A 19,699-nucleotide genomic window follows, 5' to 3' on the forward strand; every position below is an offset into this window, starting at 1 on the left:
AAGAGTGGGCAGGGAGAGAATCGAACTCTCACGATCTCACAATCGTCAGATTTTGAGTCTGATGCGTCTACCAATTTCGCCACCCGCCCTTGGGTTTAGCTTCACCATTATAGTCTATGGAGTGCTGTTGTAGCAAGGCTTGATATTCCTGACTGCTGGCCCAGCGGTCAATTTCTCGCGCCCGCAAGACGGGAACTGGGTGACTGAGTTGGGCTGTCTGCGCTTGTTTGAGCATTTCACCCAGCTGATTTTTACTGATATCGTCGTAAGCTCTCGCTTGAGCTAAAAAGGCTTCCAGGTTCAGCTGCGGTGCGAGAGTGGGCGAACCCCCGGCGAGTTTCATCAAGACAGAACTGACGACTTTGGAGTCTTGGGTGGCAAGAAGTGCGGCGCGATCGCAAGTGAATTCTGCACATCGCAGCCACTGTAGCATCTGTGCCCTCAAAGTTTCAGCGATCGCCGCACCCCAAGTAGGAATTAATCCTGCCGCTAACACCATAATATTGACGGGTGTTAGGTACACTCCATGCTCGCATTTCAGGTGTCCCAGTTCGTGGGCGATGACTGCCTGAATCTCTTCGGGTGTCAGCAAATCGATTAATGAGGTGTGCAACACAATAAACGGCTGCTTTCCTCGCATGGCAAAGGTGTAGGCGTTTGGCGCGGGTGAGGCGCGGACGTACAGTTGCGGTGGTTCCAAATCCAATATCTGGCAAGCTTCTAACAGCAGTTTATGCAGATGAGGCAGCTGTTGTTCGCCTACGAGGACGCCCGCCGCTATATTTTCCAGGTAAAAAAACTGTTCGGCAAGGGGGCCAAGCAAATTTCTTACCAGGATATCCATTCCCGGTAGCTGTTTTAAGGCGTTGGTCGCCTCCAAATCTAGGGGATGGCGAAATTTGTCTGCCGAGAGACCGATTAAGGGTGTCCTTGAAGGCAACATGGAGGCAATCTCAAAAAAAAGAACTAAAACAAAAGAAAAGAATTGATTGATGCAGTGATGTTTGAGCGCGATCGTGAAAACAGATATCCCAAATTAGTATAGCGAGGGCGCTTTGTTTTTGTTGGCGAACGGCGCACCTAACTAGGATTTATTGAGGCGATTTACAAATTGTTGTTACTATCTTTACTTCTTCGCTCCTAAATGGTATTCTTATATAATGGGAATATATTAGATTTTTTAAAAATTGCAAACACTCAATTATATAAAAAAGCATTTTTAACTTACTTAAATAAGTATACCCTAAAAACCCCTAACTTTTTCCAATATTTCACCTTCAAAGTTAGGGTTTCTGAGGACAATTCCCAATTAGGTAAACAACCAGTTTTTTACCCGATTTAAACCCTTCCAGTCGGGTTTTCTGGCTAATCCATCTTCAATACTTTCTTGGATATCTTGGCGTAGTTCTGGATTAATCGCCAGATATCGTTGAGCCTCTTCAATGTGTTGGCGGACGCCGGTTTTCCCTTCCTCAAGCATCGCCAGAACCAGGTTAATGTGAGCCTGCGGATCTTGGGGATTTAACTTGACAGCTTTTTGAGCGGCTTTGTAAGCCAGAGTAGCTTGATCGTCCAATAGATACAGCCACGACAGACAAATCCAGGCAGCAGTGAGTTTGGGGGAGCGATCGCAAATGTCCTTGAAAACGGGTAGCAAAGTATCCGGGCCTTCTCCCGCTTTATAGCGTTCCAGGCTATTGTCAAAAAGGTCGTTAATTGGATCGGTCATTTCTGAAAGATGAAAGATGTTAGCGATCGCGTAGCGGATGGCGAGCTAGATAGCGGCGCTCTTTATCGTTATTTTATGGGGAGGTTGGAGTTTGAATCCACCCATATCTGGAAAGCAGGCGAGATACCTGCTTTCCAATCAGATGTTTTTACAAGCTGTACGCCAAGCTTGAACTTAGATGCCAAATGACTTAGACCCCAAATGACTTAGACGCCAAATGACTTACCGCAGCCGCAACTTTGAGCAGCATTGGGGTTCGTAAATTGGAAGCCACCGCCAATCATGGCATCGCTATAGTCCAGCATCAGACCATAGAGGTATAGCATACTCTTGGGATCGCAGACAATTTTGAAGCCATCGTAGTCGTATACTTCATCATTCTCCCGAATTTGACTAGGCTCTTCAAAATCCATCAGGTACGACATCCCAGAGCAGCCACCTTGGCGGACGCCAACTCGCAGGCACAGATCCTTGCCTTGTTTCTCGCGCAGGGAGAGGACGTGTTTGAGGGCGGTTTCGCTTAACTGGATGCCGCGTTGTTGCGATTGAGTAGCTTGTGTCATGGCGCTCTCGACTCCTAATTTGCTGTTTTATCTAGACGACTTGAGGAAGCCAGTCCACTAGGTCAATTTTATCGAAGAATCTTAACTTAACCGCAGACAGGCGAAGCGAAAAGCTGTTTATTATCTATGTTAACCATTAGGCGTTGAGGATAGATGGGGCGATCGCGCAAGGATTATATCGTGGTGCTTTCATCACTGACAAGCATCAGTTTATAGAAGGACGGCGAAGAGACGATTAGTATTTAAAATGAGGATCTACAAAGCGCACGGTGTGTTGTTCCCCCAGTTGGCCTAGTCTATGTCTGCTCTCAATCGCTCTACATCTCGTCGGCTGCAAACTTTACAACAAATTCCCAGCGTCTGGGAAGGCGATCGCCGTCGATTATCTGCTGGGATGGCGCAAAGCTTAGAGTCGGATACTCAAGCAGATAGCGAATGCATTGTTTGGGTGGATGGCGTCGAGGGAATGGTTCGGGCGATGGATGTCGTGACTTCCGAGACGGGACCGGAAGCCGTTGTTCGCGCCCTGCTGCGAGCAATGGAACATCCCCACAGCCCTGGGAAGCCATCTCGCCCTCAGAAAATTGTAGTCCGAGACAGAGAACTTCAGTTCTACCTGCGGGGTGTCCTTCAGAATCTAGACATTGCCGTTGATTATGTACCGGAACTGCCCCTGATTGACGAACTATTTCGCGGGTTCCAGGAAATCACCAGCACTCGACCTCCCAAGCTACCGCCGGAATATGCCGAGTTACTGGTGCAAAAAGCTTATGAGATTTGGCACGATGCGCCTTGGGAACTGCTTGCCGACCACCAGATTATCTCAATTGAGCTAAACCAGTGGGATGTGGAGACGCTGTACGCCTCGGTGATGGGAATGCTGGGCATGGAGTACGGCATTTTGTTGTATCGCTCTCTTGACTCTCTGAAACGGTTTCGGTCGTCGGTTTTGGCAAAGGAGTCTTTTGAGGAGCTAGAAGAAGCATTTTTAGGGCAAGATTGCTTGTTTGTCACTTTCGAGCCAGCTGAAGATTCCTTAGACGAAGATGAAGAGGACGAAGACATTGATTTAGCTGACTTGCCGCTTTCGGAAATTCAACCCAATTTCGGAAATGTGCATCCGTTAGAGGGGATGCGACCATTTTTGTATGAGGAAGAAGCGATCGCAGTTTACGTGGCACTGGAAGCCCTCCATCGCTTTTTCCGGGCATCCAATCGGCAGTTGGCAGCAGAGAAGTTCCCCACCTTGAGCAAACGCTACCGCATCGCCGCACCCCTAGAGGCGGATCTGCAAAAATCGATTCCCGTTAAGGTGGCAACGGTGCCCGATGTGGCGTCGGAACTGTTTGAGATGGCAGAGTTGGCAGAGGAGGAAGACGCCGACATTGAGGAGATGACGCTACCTCTGCGGGATGACTTGGTGCCCAAAGATTCTTTCCTCAGCTTGGGGATGATGACTTGGGAGAGAGTGGAGGTGCTGCGTCAAAGCGTCGATTTCTATCAAGCGAAGGATGCGATCGCGGCGGGTGAGGGAATGCCGGTGATTTTGATTCAAACTTCTCGTCCCAAGGCAAAAGAATTGATTGAGCAAATCCAAGGTGCTGGAGGGTTGAAGGGAATTTGCTTTAATCCGGGAGAAGATCCTTTAACTAGCGATCGCTATGACTTAGGAATTCTCCAAACTGAAAATGGCAATATGTACCTGTTTGGTGAATTTCAAGAAGACGATCCGATTCATAGCGAAGCTCGTCGCAAGTGGGATCAGCGTTGTAAGAAAACCAAAGGCTACTGCGGCTTGATTGTTGCTAGGGGGCTAAAAGGAGCATCTAGGGGAAATCCTCAGCTAGGCGACATGATGGCTTTATTTGAAGCGCGATCGCTCTCCACCAAAGAATTAGGATTGGGTATGCTCCAGCTGATGCCCCAGTTTGAGGTGGATTGAGAAGTTGAAAGTAGAGACGCTTTCATGCCAGCGTCTCTTTACAAATCAAATAGGTGCATCTTAGTTTTGTAAAAACACCTGACGACTAAAGTCGTGGCTTGTCAAACAACGACTGCTCTCTTCAGGCTAACAGGACTTACGCAAAGCTTATACATATAGCGTTTTTTCGGGTTCAATCCCCCTGTGGTTGCCCTCAGATGTGGTGATATTTGCGTAAGTCCTGACTACTAAACCACGGCAAGGCGCGTTTTTGTAGGCGATCGCACCCTCAAGGGTGTCGGCGACAAAAGCGAGATGCTCCCAATCAAATAGGACTGCTCTAGATTCACCCCACCCAGAGGAGCCGTAAATCTAACTAATTACTAAACCTTTTACCTAGAGTTAATTAATCAAATCTTTAATAATCATCGGTTTTGATTATTTGACAATCTGCTTTATTAATTGTAACAATAGTAAAAATATAGGCTCTCCTAGGTATTGGGTGATAAGTAAGATTTATGTTTAGCAGGACAGGGGTTTCAGCCCTATCAGAGCCAATTTTTTGTATCCCAGTATACGGTTAAACCTGTATACCCGGAAGACCCAAAATATATAGCAATCCTAAATAGGTTGTGGTGAGTCTGTCCTTCTTCCGAGACGTTCTATAGAACGTCTATATAAATAAAATTTCACCTCTCATTTAGGATTGCTATAACAGTCATAAATTAGCTGCGAAATTCTCTCCTGTCTTTCTCTGCGTCTAAAGCGAACAGAGCGGTTCGTTTCTCACAACTCAAGTAGGATTGCTATATCAAACAAGTTGTTAGTAACTGTAGTCAAAACAATTTTACTAAATTAGTTTGAATCAGTAAAAATACCCAATATTAAATTTTATTTAAATAGACTTAACTGGTATTTTTACGCTTATAGAATTTCAAACAATAGTATTAAATAATAAAATAGACCGTTTTAGCTCTACTAAACAAAGAAATACCAATCTGGGGGCATAATGACAAACTTAACTAGCAATAATTATAAACCAAAAACAGAGATACCAAACTCTAGTAATCTTGAAGGTTTAGCACAGCAATGGGCTAAAAAGTATGTTGAGAACTTAGAGTTTGATTCAGAAGAGCGAGAGGATACAAACGAGCTAAGCTTTGGCAAAATTATTTCTAAAGAAGGACGGGCGCAAACCGCCGAAAATTTAATGCATTCTCTGCGATTCGTCAGTGCCAAAGCCTGGAATAAAACTGAGGTGTTGCTTGCCAAAGAAGTTCAGCGAAATCGGATTGACCCTAAGTTAATTAATCCCTGGGAAGTTGCAGCCGATTCCTTTGGCATCTATCAGAAGGCGTTAGAAGTCTATACTCAACAATCGGTATCGCGGCGTCTTGCAGTGATGGAAACGGCTTGCAATTCCCATCCGATTGATGAAAATGCCCTAGAAGTTTATACCGAACAGGTTGCCCCCAGTCAGCTATCTACAGTAATTGGTGCCGATATCGGAGCAATGCGGAAGAAATATACTTGTAACGATCCGAGAATAATTGGTTTTGTAAGTATGCAGTTCCATTACACCAGTCAGATGCTGCTAGAGACGCTTTCTCCTCAAGAGCGATCGCTAGTTAATGCTTACTTCAAAGTAATTGACGATCACCTCTATATGCCATTGCAACGCGCCTACGATGCAGCAGCTAAACATGATTATGATTCGCCAGCTTTGGCAGCAGTACAAAACCTATTGCCAGTAAGTACAGAAATTGCCAATAAAATTGTCCAGCGAGTTATGGCACTATATCCCGCCTATCGCAGCTACACTGGCAATCTCAGTGACAGCACGGTTAAGACATCTAGCATCCGCGATGTAGAGATGTTCCAAGTTTATCTGTGGGTATGTGCCTTGGAAGGAAACATCAGCGCGATTCAAGAGGAGTTATTTCCCCTGTGCGTGATGCTGTACCCTACATTAAAGGTGAAGTGGGAACTGGTGCGGCAACTGCTCCACTTGTTGGGACAGGAAATTCGGACTCGCTTGAGTTCTACACAAGCGGATACTTTGCAGCCTTACTTCCGTGTGTTGTGGGAGATGTTTTCCCCATCTGTATTTGGTGATGCGGCGACAAGCTGAAAAGCAGAGGGAGTTATCAATTAGCCATCCTTCAATTAGCCAGTCTTCCATTAAAAAATCGGTAATCTTCTCCTGTCACCTGTTAAACTTTGTAAAGAAATTGACAAGGACAGATGGCATGAGGGTTGCAATCGTCGGGGCAGGATTGGCTGGAATGGCAGCGGCAGTCGATTTAGTCGATGCCGGTTGCGAAGTCGAAATCTTTGAATCTCGTCCGTTTGTGGGGGGTAAAGTCGGCAGTTGGGTGGATGCCGATGGCAATCACGTTGAGATGGGGTTGCACGTCTTTTTTGGGAACTACTACCAGCTATTTGAATTGATGAAGAAGGTGGGGGCAGATGAAAATTTGCGCCTGAAAGAACATATCCACACCTTTATCAATCAAGGAGGCGTCACGGGTGCCTTGGATTTTCGCTTCATCACAGGTGCGCCTTTCAATGGATTGAAAGCATTTTTCACAACATCGCAGCTATCGTTGCAGGATAAAGTACAGAATGCGATCGCACTTGGTAGCAGTACCATCGTGCGCGGCTTGGTAGACTTCGAGGGTTCGATGAAAACAATTCGCGCTCTCGATAAAATTAGCTTTGCCGATTGGTTTCGCAGTCACGGTGGCAGTAATGGCAGCATCAAGCGGATGTGGAACCCAATTGCTTATGCACTCGGATTTATTGATTGCGAAAATATTTCCGCTCGTTGTATGCTAACCATCTTTCAGATGTTTGCCGCCAGAACCGAGGCGTCGGTACTGCGAATGCTGGAAGGTTCTCCTTACGAGTACCTGCACAAGCCGATTATTGAATACATAGAAGCACGAGGCGCGAAAATTCATACTCGTCGCCGGGTACGAGAAATTCAATATACCGGCGAAGGCAATGAGACGCAAGTGACTGGCTTACTGATTGCTAAAGGAGAAACTGAAGAAACCATCACCGCAGATGCTTATGTCTGCGCCTGCGACGTGCCAGGAATTCAGCGCGTTTTGCCGCAAGCGTGGCGTCAATGGTCGGAATTTGACAATATTTATAAGCTGGATACAGTGCCAGTGGCGACAGTGCAGCTGCGGTTTGATGGCTGGGTGACTGAGTTGTACGATGCCGAAGAAAGACACCAAGTGCATCATGCTGCCGGAATTGATAATCTGCTTTATACAGCAGATGCCGACTTTTCCTGCTTTGCAGATTTAGCTTTAACAAGTCCCTCTGATTATTACCGCGAGGGACAAGGTTCGCTGTTGCAGCTAGTGCTGACGCCGGGAGATCCGTTTATCAAGGAAAGTAACGAAGCGATCGCTCAACACGTCCTCAAGCAGGTGCATGAGCTATTCCCTTCCTCCCGCGAGTTGAACATGACCTGGTACAGTGTGGTGAAGCTGGCTCAGTCTCTCTACCGCGAAGCCCCTGGCATGGACCCCTATCGTCCTCCTCAGAAGACGCCGATTGCAAATTTCTTCCTTGCGGGTAGCTATACTCAGCAAGATTACATCGATAGTATGGAAGGGGCAACTCTGTCTGGGCGTCAGGCGGCGAAGGCGATTTTAGAAAATGTGCAAGAAATAAAGGGTAAGAGTCAGTTGTCGGCAGTTTAGAGGAAGAAACCGCAAAGACGCCGCATAGTGCGAAGGAAGAAAAGAAGTAAATGGCTGATTGGCTAGAGCATAGCGTGCAGGTAGAGGTGCCGGTTCCCATTGACGAGGTGTGGAACCTCTGGTCCGATCTGGAGCAAATGCCTCGGTGGATGAAGTGGATTGACTCGGTTACAGTTCTGGATAATGACCCACAATTATCCCGCTGGAAACTCGCTACAGGCGGCTTAGAATTTACCTGGCTTGCTCGTATCCTGAAAAAAGTGCCCAACCAGATTATCCAATGGGAATCGGTTGGTGGATTGCCAAATCGGGGTGCGATTCGCTTTTATGACCGACACGGCAGTAGCATTGTTAAACTAACGGTGGCTTACGGCATTCCCGGTTGGTTGGGCAGATTAATGGATAATCTTTTTCTGGGGCGCGTTGTCGAATCCACTATCCAAGCCGATTTGGATCGGTTTCGAGAATACGCCATTAACTCTCAAGCTAAATCTTAATTGGGTAGCTCAAGTAGCTTTATAGGGTTCCAAAAATTACCATAATCTGCGATAGTTACACTCTCCCATTCTTTTCGCTCAACAGAACCGCGAAACTGGATGTAACCGCACTCGTACTGGTAAGTCACTTCATCTTCATTATCCCAGGTATTTGGAACTACCTTGCCTCGAACAGATTCCGGGAAAAGTTTATTTATCCATGTCCAAGCTGTCTGATTATTCATTAGTTTATTATCGTCTTTTGGATAAATAATTGCTGCGTAAGGTGGTTTTGAGTCTGAGGAAAAATTCAGAAATACATCAATATCAGCTAGTTCAGAAATGAGCTTGACAAAATTCATTTCTTCGCCTTTCGGATGCAAGCGATGGTAATAATATGCCAAATGCCAAGAGGCGAGGCGTACTATTTCCGGCTCGTTGTGATTTCCTAAGTCCATTAAAATATGTTCAAGCGCTTCGATTTTCCGCTCCCTGTCTGTCGCCGCCAATACAGCGATGTCAAATCTACCTATTTTTATTAGATGTTGAATGTGGGAGGGATTGTTGGAAAGCAGTTCGTGAGCTTGAAAATCAATACTCACACCGAAATATTTTAGTTTTAATTTTGGCTTTGAAGATTTGCGATTTTCTAAAATATCCAATATCCATTGGCAAACATCAATCTGCGTTTCATAGGATTGCTGAATATTTTTAAAATCGAAACAGATAGGATCAAAAAACGGTCCAGCAATTCCAGGACGTTCAATTTCTTTGTCTTTAATTAATTGCATCATTTCATTGATTGGCGGCATATCTGGATCGCCATACTGATAAAATTCACCAATTTTCTGTGCAGCACAGGCTCGAACTGAAGGGTGAGGATGATCCAGAGCAGCGAGTAAATTTAATTGAGCTTCTTTCCAAATATAACCATAAAAAAAAAGCGGATTTGGCAAGTTAGAATTGTTTCTACACTTAGGGATTCACACTGTTTATTCTCTGCCAAATTGTTTAGCCATTGGAGAATTAATTCCAGATAATCTTCATATCTGATAAGGCGCTGAGCGTAGTAACAAAACTCTTCAACTAATCCAGGTGTTTGATTTTCTTGGTAAGCGATCGCACTTAAAATTGGTGCGATGCGTTGCGCGGAGGATTCAGGTACAAAGTTATTTTGGCGGTATTTCTGTAAATTTTCTGAGCAAATATCTTTAACAATTCTCTCAACCGCTAATTCTCTAATCTTCTCGTTCTGATGACCAATAAATTCAGTGAATCTTGCGAAAGTTATGTTCCATTCCTCAAGAGTAAATAGTTCATCCAGAGGAATATTTCTAAGTTCCTCTTGAATACTTTCAATGTTAAGTTGTTCTTGATTCATCAGATCCTTTTACTATTGGTTTTCATATCATTTTTCGATGAGAACCGATCCGATACCCCCTAACCCCTCTTAAAAAGGGGGATCTCTAATATCTGAATTTCAATTTGCGGATAAATAGCTAACGAACTGGTACGAAGCTATTACCTAAAAGTATCAAACCGCCAAATAAGCACATCAAATATACGCCTAACAACAACAGTCTGGTTCCCCAACTGGAATGGGATTCCCGACAGCGTTGGGCAATATCTTTGACCATTCTATACTTCTGAGCAAACGGTAGGGAACCGTAACCAGACTTTTTGAGCGTCTGGAAAATAGCTATCAGTACGCTATCAGCATCGTCAGTTGATTGAGGTAGTTCTCGCCGCAGTATCTTCAGAATCTTGGCACTGCGAAAGCTAGCAGGGATGCTAAACGCAATCAAAAATCCGAGGAAAAGAAAAATCCCAGTCCCTGGACTCATGCCGATAAAAACTAGCAATCCGACTGCGAAAAGTTTGAACAAAACATCGGTGTAGGGATGGCGGGAAAATATTAATAAATCTAGGATGCGTCCTCCATCTAAGGGCAAGATAGGGAGTAAATTGAAGTAGTTAATAATTACTAGAAAGCTGATTACCTCTTGCAAACCTAAGGAACGCTGGAGAGAATCGGGAATTGCCAGCGCGATCGCAACTCCTAAGATTATCCCCGGAACCGGACCCGCCAGCAAAACCAGAAATTTTTCCCGAATCGTAGCATTTTCTTTGCGTCCGGAAGCCGCAGCACCAAATAAGGGCAAGAAGAAAATCGACGTATCTTTATAGCCGCACCCTCTCATCGTCAAAAAGTGCCCCAGTTCGTGCAAAAACAGGACGCCGATGAGAATCAGCAGTGTCTCCAAGTCGAAAAACGGCGTGAAGGAGATGGCAAACACGACCAAACTGCCAAGCAACAACCAAGACTTTATCCCCTTTCTGGCGCGTCCCCGTTCGATTCGTTCCATCCGGCGGAATCCCTCAACTTCCACCGCCGGAGGAATCTCCACATATCGATAGGGTTCTGTTTTTGCCTTTTGCGTCCACTTTTTGACGAGAGTTATATACTTGCTGTTATCTTTCCCCATCTTGATAGCTGTTTTCATCGCAGTACCGAGATTGAGTTCTAGCAGTTCTGTTCCTTTAATCGGTGACAGCTGCCCTGATTTCACCAAGCTGTCTATGTAGGTGACATGATGCGATCGCAATGTCTCAATAAACGCCTTTGATGACATGGCGAGGGGCATTTTTGTAAGCGCCAAATGCTCAAGCTTGTCTTGATGGACTTGCCACTGTTCCTGGGTTTCCACCGCGTAAGGATCTTGGAGAATGGTATTGGGTATTTTCCCAATCACGCCGTAAGCCTGTCCATTCATCGTGTGTAACAGGACACCATCCTCAAAAAAAGTAAAGAACTCAATCGTAAACAGCCTCACCGATTCCGGCAGGCTACGAATGTTTACATTGGCGAATGTTTTAAATGCCTCGTTGTATAGCACCATCCCCCAGCTTTTCGAGGCATCCAGGTAAATGTCATTAAAGCTGAAATAGGAACAGAACTGAAACCCTAGCTTTTCAAGTTCTGGCAATGGAATCTCAAATAAATCTTTGATATAAGCAGGGATTTCCTCGCCGCTCCGAATTTCGTATTCGATATACTGTAGAGTCAAGCCTAAAAGTCGCTGAAAAAAAATCAAGTAGGGTGCCACTACTAGCAACCCATAGACTGCTAATCCGTAAAGCAAATATTCCATTAACGGCTCAACCCTGTGTGTAGTTTGCTACCAGGCGGGGTCAACGTAGAGATTGATAGTTAACTGTTCGCACCCTGCCGGTACTGCTGTGATACAAGCACAGATAGTATGTCCGTCCCCTACCTCCACTTCGCAGGCGTGACACGAACCCATTAGGCAGCCAGTGGGAATGAACACCCCAGCCCGTTCTGCTACCTGTAATAACGCTTCTCCTACCTCAGCGTCAACCGCAATGTCGTCAGGTAAAAAAAGTACACTTACGCTCATCAGTAGTTGGTAATAGGTAATTGGTAATGGGTAATTGGTAATTGGTAAAAAGCAATTACCAATTACCAATTTTTTAAGACAAAACAGGGTTTAAATCTAGGTGAGCTTCCACCGTATCTGCCAGCGAATCCAAAATTGCTTCTCGGTGTTCGCGGTAGTTGGCGACGCCTGTGGGGAGAGATGGAAGTCCCCGTTGCTGCCGTAGGTGATTTAACCAGGATCTTCGCCAAGGACCATTATCAAAAAGACCGTGGAGATAAGTGCCCACAACTGATTGAGTGCCATCGACAATCCCCAAAGTGGGATCGTCAAACAGCGTTTTGTAGGAGTATTGCCTCGGTGCCTGCCCGGATGCCCCCATTCCTTCCTCTGAATCCAACAGCCGCGTGCGCCCCTGATGGATTTCATAACCGGCGACAGGTAAACCAGCTTGAGGATAGTTAGAAGTTACGAGTCGCTGGCGGGCGATTTTTTGGGCGGTAATCACGGTTTTTACGGGTAACAGTTCCAGACCTTTGTAACGTCCCGTTTCGCCTTCAATTCCTTCGGGATCGGCTAAAAATTTGCCCAGCATCTGGAACCCGCCGCAAATCCCCAGAATGGTGCCACCTGCTGCCGCGTAGTTTTGAATTGCCTGCGCCATGCCGGTTTTTTGCAGCAGTAATAAATCAGCGATGGTGGTTTTGGAACCCGGAATAATCACGGCATCCGGATGTCCCAAGGGTTCTCTGGGGCTAATGTATTTCACCGTAACGCTGGATTCTGCTTCCAGAGGATCGAAGTCGGTGAAGTTAGAAATTCGGGGAAGGCGGATGATGGCAATGGTGAGATCGCTGTGAGACTTGGTAGTGCGACGCTCAAACAAATCTAGGGAATCTTCAGCGGGCAAAGCTTGATCGATCCAGGGAATGACACCCGCTACGGGAATGCCGGTGCGTTGTTCTAACCAGGTGATGCCGGAGTCTAAGAGCGATCGCTGTCCTCGGAATTTATTAATTACAATACCCTTGATCAGCGCCCGTTCTTCCTTCTCCAGCAACTCCAGAGTACCCACCACATGAGCAAAAGCGCCCCCCCGGTCAATATCCACTACCAGCAGAGTTGAAGCATTTAAATGCTTCGCTACCCGCATATTCGCCATGTCGCGGTGCTTGAGGTTAATCTCCGCTGGGCTACCAGCTCCCTCACATACAAGTAAATCAAATTCTTCGGAGAGACGTTGCAGCGATTCTTCAATTGCCTGCCAACCTATGTCAAAATACTGCTCGTAGTACTCCGCAGCACCCACTTGCCCGACGGATCTGCCTTTGATAATCACCTGGGAAGTCATGTCCCCTTGGGGTTTGAGTAAAATTGGGTTCATCTCCACCCAGGGCGTTACTCCCGCAGCCCAAGCTTGCACTGCCTGGGCATAACCAATTTCTCCTCCAGTGGGCGTCACGTAAGAATTCAGCGCCATATTCTGCGCTTTAAAGGGAGCCACTCGCCAGCCGCGCCGAGATAGAATCCGGCAAAGTGCAGCGGTGAGTAGAGATTTTCCTGCGTGGGATGTGGTTCCCACGACCATAATCGCTTTCATTTTAATAGTTAGGGGATATAGGGAAGAGGAGGGAGCAGGCAAGTCGGGAAGCAGGGGAACAGGGGGGCAAGGAAGAGGGGGGAGCAGGCAAGCCGGGAACAGGAGATGAACAGGGGGCAGGGGAAAATTCTTACTCAGCACTCAGTTCTCAGCACTCAGTCCTCAGCCCTCAGTCCTCAGCACTCAGTCCTCAGCACTCAGTCCTCAGCCCTCAGTCCTCAGTCCTCAGCCCTCAGCCCTCAGAACAACCGGAACCAACGATTTAAGGCATTATAGAAGCGATCGCCAAGAGAGGGGGGAGGCCACGAACCACCCTGAAGTTCCCATTTTTCTACCAATTGGCGTCCCAAGGGTGTGAGGCGAAAACTATCGGTGATTCCTTGACCATCCACTTCTCGCCGCAGGATGCCTACCTGAATCAGCCACAACAGGGAACTTTCTGCACCTAGTTCCCGCAAAGGCTGGCGGGTGTACTGGTGTTGGACGCCTGAAGAACTAGCGATCGCTTGCAGGGGAACGCTCGTTGAGCGCATCGCCGCAAACAAAGGGAGGAGGAAGGGCGAACAGCGCATCGCCCGTTCGGCACGGGATACACTGCCAGGGGAATATTGAATCGACTGGGAGTTTTTTGCCTCAACAGAATTCATCTCTTATCTCTAATGCCAGGAAACAGCAGAGGATTAACAATTGCCATCTAGTCAATTTCGGTTATTCATTAACCGATTTTTATCGTTCGCACCCACAAACTCTATGGTTGTAGCTGCAGACGCTCTCCGGCGCGTCTCGATAGGAGACCTACTGCCGTCATCCACCTTAGCTTAGCCCAAGCGCAATTTTAAAATATTGTAAAATTTGATTTTCACCAAACAATCATAACTGAGCAGGAAATAGAATTTATGGCTCTAGCAGTCGGTACAACGGCACCCGCCTTCACCGCCAAAGATACCAATGGGAACACCGTCTCCTTGTCTGATTTGGCGGGAAAAACCGTGATTTTGTATTTTTATCCCAAAGATGATACACCCGGCTGTACCAAACAAGCTTGTAGCTTTCGAGATGCCTATGCAGACTATCAAGGCAAAGATATTGTAGTCTTGGGCGTGAGCAAGGATGATGAATCGTCTCACCAGAAATTCACCGAGAAATTCAATTTGCCTTTTCCCCTACTGGCAGATGTCGATGGCAGCATCATCAAAGCTTATGAAGTTGAAGGAAGTAGCGGCTATGCCCAGCGCGTAACTTACGTTATTGATGACACTGGCAAGATCGTTCACGTTGATTCCAGCGTCAACACGGGTAGTCATGCTCAGGATATCTTAGCGGCACTGGCTTCTTGAGCCGACGACTTTAGTATCTGCGACTAATACGAGAAGCCCGATTTCGTTAAGAAACCGGGCTTCTCAACCACAGGACTATTTGAATACTGACTAATTTGGCGTCGAAGAGGCGGGTGTAACTGAGTTTGTCGGGTTGACAGGTGATGCCTGATTTGGAGTGCCAAGAAGTTGTAGTTGTTGACGCCGGAACTGCTCGGCGGCAGTATTCAGATTTTTCTTCTGGTCGGTATTAAACTCCTCCATACTGCGAATGTTGCCCAGGGTGGCTCGATGCATCAAGTCAAAGACACCGGAAGCACCTCCATTATTCGTCCGAGAAAATGGGTCTGTATTTTGCTCTTGGAAAGTGTCTGCGGGATTGACCTCCCCTGGTTGCGACAGGGTTGCTTGAGCCAGAGTTAATTGAGGCAGCAAGCAGGAGGCGAATCCCATGCCAGCCAGGACACCGAGAACCAGTTTAGTTTTTTTATTCATGGCAATTTGGGGCGAAACACGCTAAGAAAGTTTTGAGTTTTGAATTTTGAGTTTTGAATAAAGACAAAGAAATTTATCTCTATCTATGTTCAACTTTATAACTCAGAACTCGATCGGGACTTAGTACTCATCACTCAACACGATTCTTAAGCAAACCGGCGACGCAGCAGTGGTTGAATTGCTAATAATATTACTGCATCAAAACCGAGAAGCACCAATATCGCAGTGCCAAAAGTTACAGCACCCCAAGGCGCTTGCATGACGACGCTACTGAGTGCCCAATCACTGTGGAGATACAGATAACGAATTGGCTCAATCGCATAGCTGAGGGGGTTGAGAGTTGCGACAACTTGCAACCAATTGGGCATGAAGGATAAAGGGGCGAGGGCTGTGCTGGCAAACAGTAAAGGCAGGTTAGTAACAAAAATTACAGCAATCAGCTCGACGTGACCGGGTAAAGCAAAAGCCAAACCCAAACTCAAAGCGGTGACACCTAGAACCAGCAACAGAACAATCAACGCGATCGCGCCTAAGCCCAAAAGATTGGGTAAACCGGCTCCCAAAAAAGCGCTAGCGGCAACAATGACTGCGGCTTGGATTAAGCTCAGCGTCACAATATAGATAGCAGAAGCAGCAACAATCGAAAATCGGGATGCCAAAGGAGCGACTAATAAGCGGTTGAGAAAGCCAAATTCCCGGTCAAACATCACCGGCAATCCAGCATTCAGTGCCCCAGCAAACGCGGTAAAAACAATCACCCCGGCACCGAGAAATTGTCCGTAGCTCAAGTTATTGCCAAAAATGCCTTGAGGAGCATTTTGAAACAGCGCCCCGAATAGAACCAACCACATCAAAGGCTGGATAATTCCCGCCACGAGAGTCGAGGGACGCCGTTGCAATTGAATGAATAAGCGCTTCGTTAAAGCCAGAGTTTCTTGAATAAAGTCGCTGACGAGGCTGGATGCAGCACCGGCATTAGATTTACCAGATGCCTCTGGCTGCAACCGGATGTCAGGTTTAGGAGGCGTTATCGTACTGCTCATATCAATTTTGGATGTTGGATGTTGGATGTTGGTCGCTTGGTGGTGTAAAAGCTCGCTCTACCGCATATTCTGCTTTTTCTCTGCCTTCGGATCGCGGCTACCCGCTGCTGCAAGTTCTGCATCCATAAGGGTTCTACCCGTAGCGGCGAGGTAAACATCATCTAAGCTAGGTCTAGCTTGGGCAATGCCAAAAATCGGTAAATTAGCTGCTTGTAGAGATTGCTGTATCGTCATCAGCGCCTCGCTTTGGGGCGTCACGACTAAATTGAGAGAATTCCCCTGAGCGCTATTGATAATTACTTCTTGGACAAAGGGTAGAGATTGCAGCAGATTTTTTGCTTTCTCTGCTTCCTCAACGGGAGAAAATTCGCGGATACGAAGGGTGATGCGATCGCCTCCCACCCGATCCTTCAACTCAGAAGGCGTCCCAGAGGCAATCACCACCCCTCGGTCGATAATCGCCACCCGGTCGGCTAAAGCATCAATTTCTTCTAAATAGTGGCTGGTCATCAGCACCGTTGTCCCGGAGGCTCGCAACTGGCGCAAGAAATCCCACACGACTACACGGCTTTCAATATCCAGTCCCACAGTTGGTTCATCCAGAACTAAGACATCTGGCTGATGCAGCAACCCAGCGGCTAAGTCGAGGCGCTTGCGTAAACCGCCAGAGTAGGTGCCAGTTTTTTTATCGGCGTATTCTTGCAATCCCAAGATGCTCAACACCGCCTCAATTCTCTGTTTCGCCACAGCACCGGGGAGGTGATACAGGGCGGATTGCAGTTGCAAGAGTTCTCGCCCCGTCAGCACCTTATCTAAGGCTACCTCCTGAGCCACATAGCCCAAGCGTTGCCGTGCCCCCCTAGGGTTATCCACAACGGAGATGCCAGAAACCTCAATTTTGCCAGCATCAGGTGCTGTCAGGGTACACAAGACCCGCAGGGTTGTCGTTTTCCCGGCACCATTCGGTCCTAATAGACCAAAAATTTCACCCGGTTCTACCTGAAAGGAAACATTTTTAACGGCCTCTACTGAGCCGTAGCGTTTCTGAAGCTTTTCGATTAAAACAGCGGGAGCCATAGATGTCCCAAATTAACAAATCTAAACACTCTTTGTTTCTATTGTATTTCAATCCCTCATCAGGATTTATACTCCTAACGTACTGGAATTCTCTACTTGAAAGGCGAAAAGTCCGTACCGTGACATCCCAGGACGAACAGCGCCAGACAAGCATACGGAGCAAGCGATCGCGCTAGCATTGGCTCAGACCCAGACCGCCGATTAATACTGCAAAGGAGAGTGAATACCTATGGTGACTGCTGCTGTTGTCCCAGCAAATTTCTCTCTAGAAGACTTTATGCGAAATCCCCCCGAAAAAATGGAGTGGGTGGATGGGGAACTTGTGGAGAAAAATGGAGTGACGCTCAAGCATAGTAAAATTCAGCTGAGACTGGGCAGTGACTGGAGAGATTACATGATCTCAAGTGGTCAAGGGGGAGAAGCTTACACAGATGTCCCTTGTCGCACCAACAAACAGGGACGGCGTCCAGATGTAGCTTATATCACTCCTGAACTGTTAGAGCAGTATGGCGAATTTGAGACTCTGCCGCAGAGTTTCCCGCTGGTTGCAGAAATCGTTTCACCCACTGATTTGGGTGAGGATATATTTCTCAAAGCACGCGAGTATTTGGATTCAGGTTGTTTGGAAGTTTGGCTGGTATTTCCTGAAAGTCGATGGATAATTGTGATTACCCAAACTCAAGCGTTGATGTTGACAACGGGTGAGGTAATCAGCACTCAAACGGTATTGCCGGGATTTAATGTAGCGGTGGATGAGTTGTTGGCTTGAGGCGCAATCCTGCTACTGTCAGGTTCAATGTATGCGATCGCGCGAATTGTTGATGGAAAGGCGATCGCTCTCAAACTTTACTCCTACAAACCCTCTTCTCGTCGGACGCGATGTTTTTCTAGCAACTCAGGAAAATGTTTAAGATCGTCAATTGACTGGGGAGCCGGATACCATTCTGTAGTAGGTTCAGCCGTCACCCTATCCATGTAAATCCGGAAGGCTTCATCGTCGTCTCGATTTTTTCGTATGTAGGTTAGTAGTTCTTTGCGACTCATTTCCTCAAAATTTGGTTTCGTCATAAAAGTTTCCAAAGTCCATTGCGATTAATCAGGATTGCTGTCTCTTCTCCAGCTAGAAAGAATACTCCTCCTGTGGGTTCATCTATGCGAACTATATAAATAGGCAAATACATCTTTGTTGCCCAATAACTCAGGATGAAGCAAGTCAATAGCTGTGCTGATGTAGGAATAATTCACACCCTTCGTTACTTTATGTTTCCTAGTTTAGCCCTGAGTGCCTCTTGAGAGTTCCTTGCTAAAACGCGATCGCTTTTAACGCAAAAAAACCCGCCTGTGCGGGTTTTGTGTAGACGCGATTTCTAATCGCCGGATCATTGCAAAATTGCGATCGCGCTGATTAATGTCTGTAGCTGTTCGCCAACAAATGCGGTGAATTGATGCGTCACTGGCAAACTATCGACGACAATGCCGGTGCAGAGCAGCATCATGTAGAGGATGGAGTATTTAAAAAGCGATCGCGCGACCTGTTTATCTCCAGGTGACTGCAACAGCTGCCATGCTTTCTTAATAAAGATACTCCCAAGGATTGAGGCAAAAATGCCATAAACGATACCAGACGCCCCCAAAGGATAAACCAGCAACAACGTCATCGGTACCATAATCAAGGTGTAAAGCCAAATTTGCCGAGTCGTGACAACTTCACCTTCAACAACTGGCAGCATCGGAATGCCGACTTTGGCGTAGTCATCTCGAATCATTAAAGCTAACGCCCAAAAATGGGGAGGCGTCCACACAAACACAATGGCAAAAAGCAGCCAAGCTGCCCAGCTTAAGGTGCCGGTAACAGCTGCCCAACCGACTAGCGCCGGAATCGCCCCTGCTGCACCGCCAATCACGATGTTTTGCGTGGTGTGGCGTTTTAGCAAGTGGGTGTAGATGCCCATGTAGAAGACAACGCCTGATATTGCTAAGAGAGCGCACAGCAGGTTGGCGAAGACACTCAGCAAGGTGAAAGAAAGACTTGCCAGGACAATTGCAAAAATTAGCGCATCGCGGGACTGCACCCGACCGGAAGGAATCGGGCGGTGGCGGGTGCGCTCCATTGCATAATCGATATCGCGATCGTAGATGCAGTTAAGGGTTTGAGCAGATGCAGCAGCGAGAGTTCCGCCTGCCATCGTCACCAATAACAACAGCGGGTCTACCTGTCCATCTGATGCCATCCACATACTCGCCGCCGTTGTGATCAGCAGCAGGGGGATAATTCGGGGCTTTGTCAGCTGGTAGTAACTTTGAATGACCTCTAGGAAGTTTTGGTGTCTGCGGGAGACATCGGTTCCAACTATCATTTCCT

23 protein-coding genes and 1 tRNA gene are annotated in these 19,699 nt (G+C 46.9%); 8 read left to right on the forward strand and 16 right to left on the reverse strand.

From position 1 onward, the window contains the following. Positions 1-5: 5 nt before the first annotated feature. From ACFW2W_RS00845 to ACFW2W_RS00855, 3 genes are all read right to left on the reverse strand, one after another. Positions 6-89: transfer RNA gene (locus ACFW2W_RS00845), tRNA-Leu, on the reverse strand. Next, positions 68-943: a M48 family metallopeptidase gene (locus ACFW2W_RS00850; RefSeq protein WP_378172016.1), complete on the reverse strand. Its 876-nt coding sequence runs from the start codon at positions 941-943 to the stop codon at positions 68-70. The genes ACFW2W_RS00845 and ACFW2W_RS00850 overlap by 22 nt, the downstream gene beginning before the upstream one ends. A gap of 366 nt (positions 944-1,309) precedes the next feature. Continuing rightward, positions 1,310-1,729, reverse strand: a complete 420-nt coding sequence (locus ACFW2W_RS00855) for a hypothetical protein (protein ID WP_378172019.1) — start codon at positions 1,727-1,729, stop codon at positions 1,310-1,312. 9 nt (positions 1,730-1,738) lie between these two features. On the opposite strand from ACFW2W_RS00855, the gene ACFW2W_RS00860 reads away from it, so the two are divergent. After that, a complete protein-coding gene (locus ACFW2W_RS00860; protein WP_378172021.1) occupies positions 1,739-1,918 on the forward strand; it encodes a hypothetical protein in 180 nt (59 codons plus the stop codon). 17 nt (positions 1,919-1,935) lie between these two features. Here ACFW2W_RS00860 and ACFW2W_RS00865 read toward each other — a convergent pair whose 3' ends face one another. Next, positions 1,936-2,292 (reverse strand): HesB/IscA family protein, encoded by a 357-nt coding sequence (locus ACFW2W_RS00865; RefSeq protein ID WP_378172024.1) that lies wholly within the window; start codon positions 2,290-2,292, stop codon positions 1,936-1,938. 298 nt (positions 2,293-2,590) lie between these two features. Between ACFW2W_RS00865 and ACFW2W_RS00870 the strand changes: the two genes are divergently transcribed. The 4 genes from ACFW2W_RS00870 to ACFW2W_RS00885 all read left to right on the forward strand — a co-directional run bounded on the left by ACFW2W_RS00870 (position 2,591) and on the right by ACFW2W_RS00885 (position 8,429). Next, the gene (locus tag ACFW2W_RS00870) at positions 2,591-4,234 is read left to right on the forward strand and encodes a DUF6930 domain-containing protein (RefSeq protein ID WP_378172028.1); all 1,644 of its coding nucleotides are present in this window, start codon (positions 2,591-2,593) and stop codon (positions 4,232-4,234) included. Between the two features lie 988 nt (positions 4,235-5,222). Further along, a complete protein-coding gene (locus tag ACFW2W_RS00875; protein WP_378172031.1) occupies positions 5,223-6,344 on the forward strand; it encodes a hypothetical protein in 1,122 nt (373 codons plus the stop codon). 118 nt (positions 6,345-6,462) lie between these two features. Continuing rightward, entirely contained in the window at positions 6,463-7,932 is a 1,470-nt protein-coding gene (gene zds / locus ACFW2W_RS00880; RefSeq protein WP_378172033.1) for a 9,9'-di-cis-zeta-carotene desaturase, read from the forward strand. A 50-nt stretch (positions 7,933-7,982) separates the two neighbouring features. Further along, on the forward strand, positions 7,983-8,429 hold the full coding sequence (locus tag ACFW2W_RS00885) for an SRPBCC family protein (RefSeq protein WP_378172036.1): 447 nt from the start codon (positions 7,983-7,985) through the stop codon (positions 8,427-8,429). Here the strand turns inward: ACFW2W_RS00885 and ACFW2W_RS00890 are convergent. The 5 genes from ACFW2W_RS00890 to cobQ all read right to left on the reverse strand — a co-directional run bounded on the left by ACFW2W_RS00890 (position 8,426) and on the right by cobQ (position 13,406). Beyond that, entirely contained in the window at positions 8,426-9,364 is a 939-nt protein-coding gene (locus ACFW2W_RS00890) for a hypothetical protein (RefSeq protein ID WP_378172039.1), read from the reverse strand. The two genes, ACFW2W_RS00885 and ACFW2W_RS00890, sit on opposite strands and share 4 nt — an antisense overlap. Further along, complete coding sequence (locus ACFW2W_RS00895) at positions 9,313-9,789, reverse strand: hypothetical protein (protein WP_378172041.1); 477 nt, start codon at positions 9,787-9,789, stop codon at positions 9,313-9,315. The genes ACFW2W_RS00890 and ACFW2W_RS00895 overlap by 52 nt, the downstream gene beginning before the upstream one ends. Before the next feature lie 118 nt (positions 9,790-9,907). Continuing rightward, a complete protein-coding gene (locus ACFW2W_RS00900) occupies positions 9,908-11,560 on the reverse strand; it encodes a site-2 protease family protein (protein ID WP_378172044.1) in 1,653 nt (550 codons plus the stop codon). 27 nt (positions 11,561-11,587) lie between these two features. Next, the gene (locus ACFW2W_RS00905; RefSeq protein WP_190823166.1) at positions 11,588-11,827 is read right to left on the reverse strand and encodes a 2Fe-2S iron-sulfur cluster-binding protein; all 240 of its coding nucleotides are present in this window, start codon (positions 11,825-11,827) and stop codon (positions 11,588-11,590) included. A gap of 73 nt (positions 11,828-11,900) precedes the next feature. Then, the gene (cobQ, locus tag ACFW2W_RS00910) at positions 11,901-13,406 is read right to left on the reverse strand and encodes a cobyric acid synthase CobQ (RefSeq protein WP_378172047.1); all 1,506 of its coding nucleotides are present in this window, start codon (positions 13,404-13,406) and stop codon (positions 11,901-11,903) included. A gap of 105 nt (positions 13,407-13,511) precedes the next feature. On the opposite strand from cobQ, the gene ACFW2W_RS00915 reads away from it, so the two are divergent. Beyond that, a complete protein-coding gene (locus ACFW2W_RS00915; protein WP_378172050.1) occupies positions 13,512-13,682 on the forward strand; it encodes a hypothetical protein in 171 nt (56 codons plus the stop codon). Here the strand turns inward: ACFW2W_RS00915 and ACFW2W_RS00920 are convergent. Next, positions 13,646-14,053, reverse strand: a complete 408-nt coding sequence (locus ACFW2W_RS00920) for an Npun_F0494 family protein (RefSeq protein WP_378172052.1) — start codon at positions 14,051-14,053, stop codon at positions 13,646-13,648. The genes ACFW2W_RS00915 and ACFW2W_RS00920 overlap by 37 nt on opposite strands. A gap of 249 nt (positions 14,054-14,302) precedes the next feature. On the opposite strand from ACFW2W_RS00920, the gene ACFW2W_RS00925 reads away from it, so the two are divergent. Beyond that, a complete protein-coding gene (locus tag ACFW2W_RS00925; RefSeq protein ID WP_378172055.1) occupies positions 14,303-14,743 on the forward strand; it encodes a peroxiredoxin in 441 nt (146 codons plus the stop codon). Between the two features lie 90 nt (positions 14,744-14,833). On the opposite strand, the gene ACFW2W_RS00930 is transcribed toward ACFW2W_RS00925, so the two are convergent. The 3 genes from ACFW2W_RS00930 to ACFW2W_RS00940 all read right to left on the reverse strand — a co-directional run bounded on the left by ACFW2W_RS00930 (position 14,834) and on the right by ACFW2W_RS00940 (position 17,337). Next, entirely contained in the window at positions 14,834-15,217 is a 384-nt protein-coding gene (locus tag ACFW2W_RS00930; RefSeq protein WP_378172058.1) for a hypothetical protein, read from the reverse strand. Positions 15,218-15,363: 146 nt separating this feature from the next. After that, positions 15,364-16,260, reverse strand: coding sequence for an ABC transporter permease (locus ACFW2W_RS00935; protein WP_378172061.1), 897 nt, complete (start codon positions 16,258-16,260; stop codon positions 15,364-15,366). 57 nt (positions 16,261-16,317) lie between these two features. After that, positions 16,318-17,337, reverse strand: coding sequence for an ATP-binding cassette domain-containing protein (locus tag ACFW2W_RS00940; protein ID WP_378172064.1), 1,020 nt, complete (start codon positions 17,335-17,337; stop codon positions 16,318-16,320). Positions 17,338-17,566: 229 nt separating this feature from the next. Here ACFW2W_RS00940 and ACFW2W_RS00945 point away from each other — a divergent pair, with 229 nt between their 5' ends. Further along, positions 17,567-18,106, forward strand: coding sequence for a Uma2 family endonuclease (locus tag ACFW2W_RS00945; RefSeq protein WP_378172066.1), 540 nt, complete (start codon positions 17,567-17,569; stop codon positions 18,104-18,106). An 83-nt stretch (positions 18,107-18,189) separates the two neighbouring features. Here ACFW2W_RS00945 and ACFW2W_RS00950 read toward each other — a convergent pair whose 3' ends face one another. The 3 genes from ACFW2W_RS00950 to ACFW2W_RS00960 all read right to left on the reverse strand — a co-directional run bounded on the left by ACFW2W_RS00950 (position 18,190) and on the right by ACFW2W_RS00960 (position 19,694). Continuing rightward, a complete protein-coding gene (locus ACFW2W_RS00950; protein ID WP_378172069.1) occupies positions 18,190-18,405 on the reverse strand; it encodes a DUF6887 family protein in 216 nt (71 codons plus the stop codon). Beyond that, positions 18,402-18,578: a DUF6888 family protein gene (locus ACFW2W_RS00955; RefSeq protein WP_378172107.1), complete on the reverse strand. Its 177-nt coding sequence runs from the start codon at positions 18,576-18,578 to the stop codon at positions 18,402-18,404. Before ACFW2W_RS00955 ends, ACFW2W_RS00950 begins: the two co-directional genes overlap by 4 nt. A 138-nt stretch (positions 18,579-18,716) precedes the next feature. Beyond that, on the reverse strand, positions 18,717-19,694 hold the full coding sequence (locus tag ACFW2W_RS00960; protein ID WP_378172110.1) for a heme o synthase: 978 nt from the start codon (positions 19,692-19,694) through the stop codon (positions 18,717-18,719). Positions 19,695-19,699: the final 5 nt, after the last annotated feature.

The organism is Coleofasciculus sp. H7-2 (assembly GCF_042747725.1).
Classification (GTDB): domain Bacteria; phylum Cyanobacteriota; class Cyanobacteriia; order Cyanobacteriales; family FACHB-T130; genus FACHB-T130.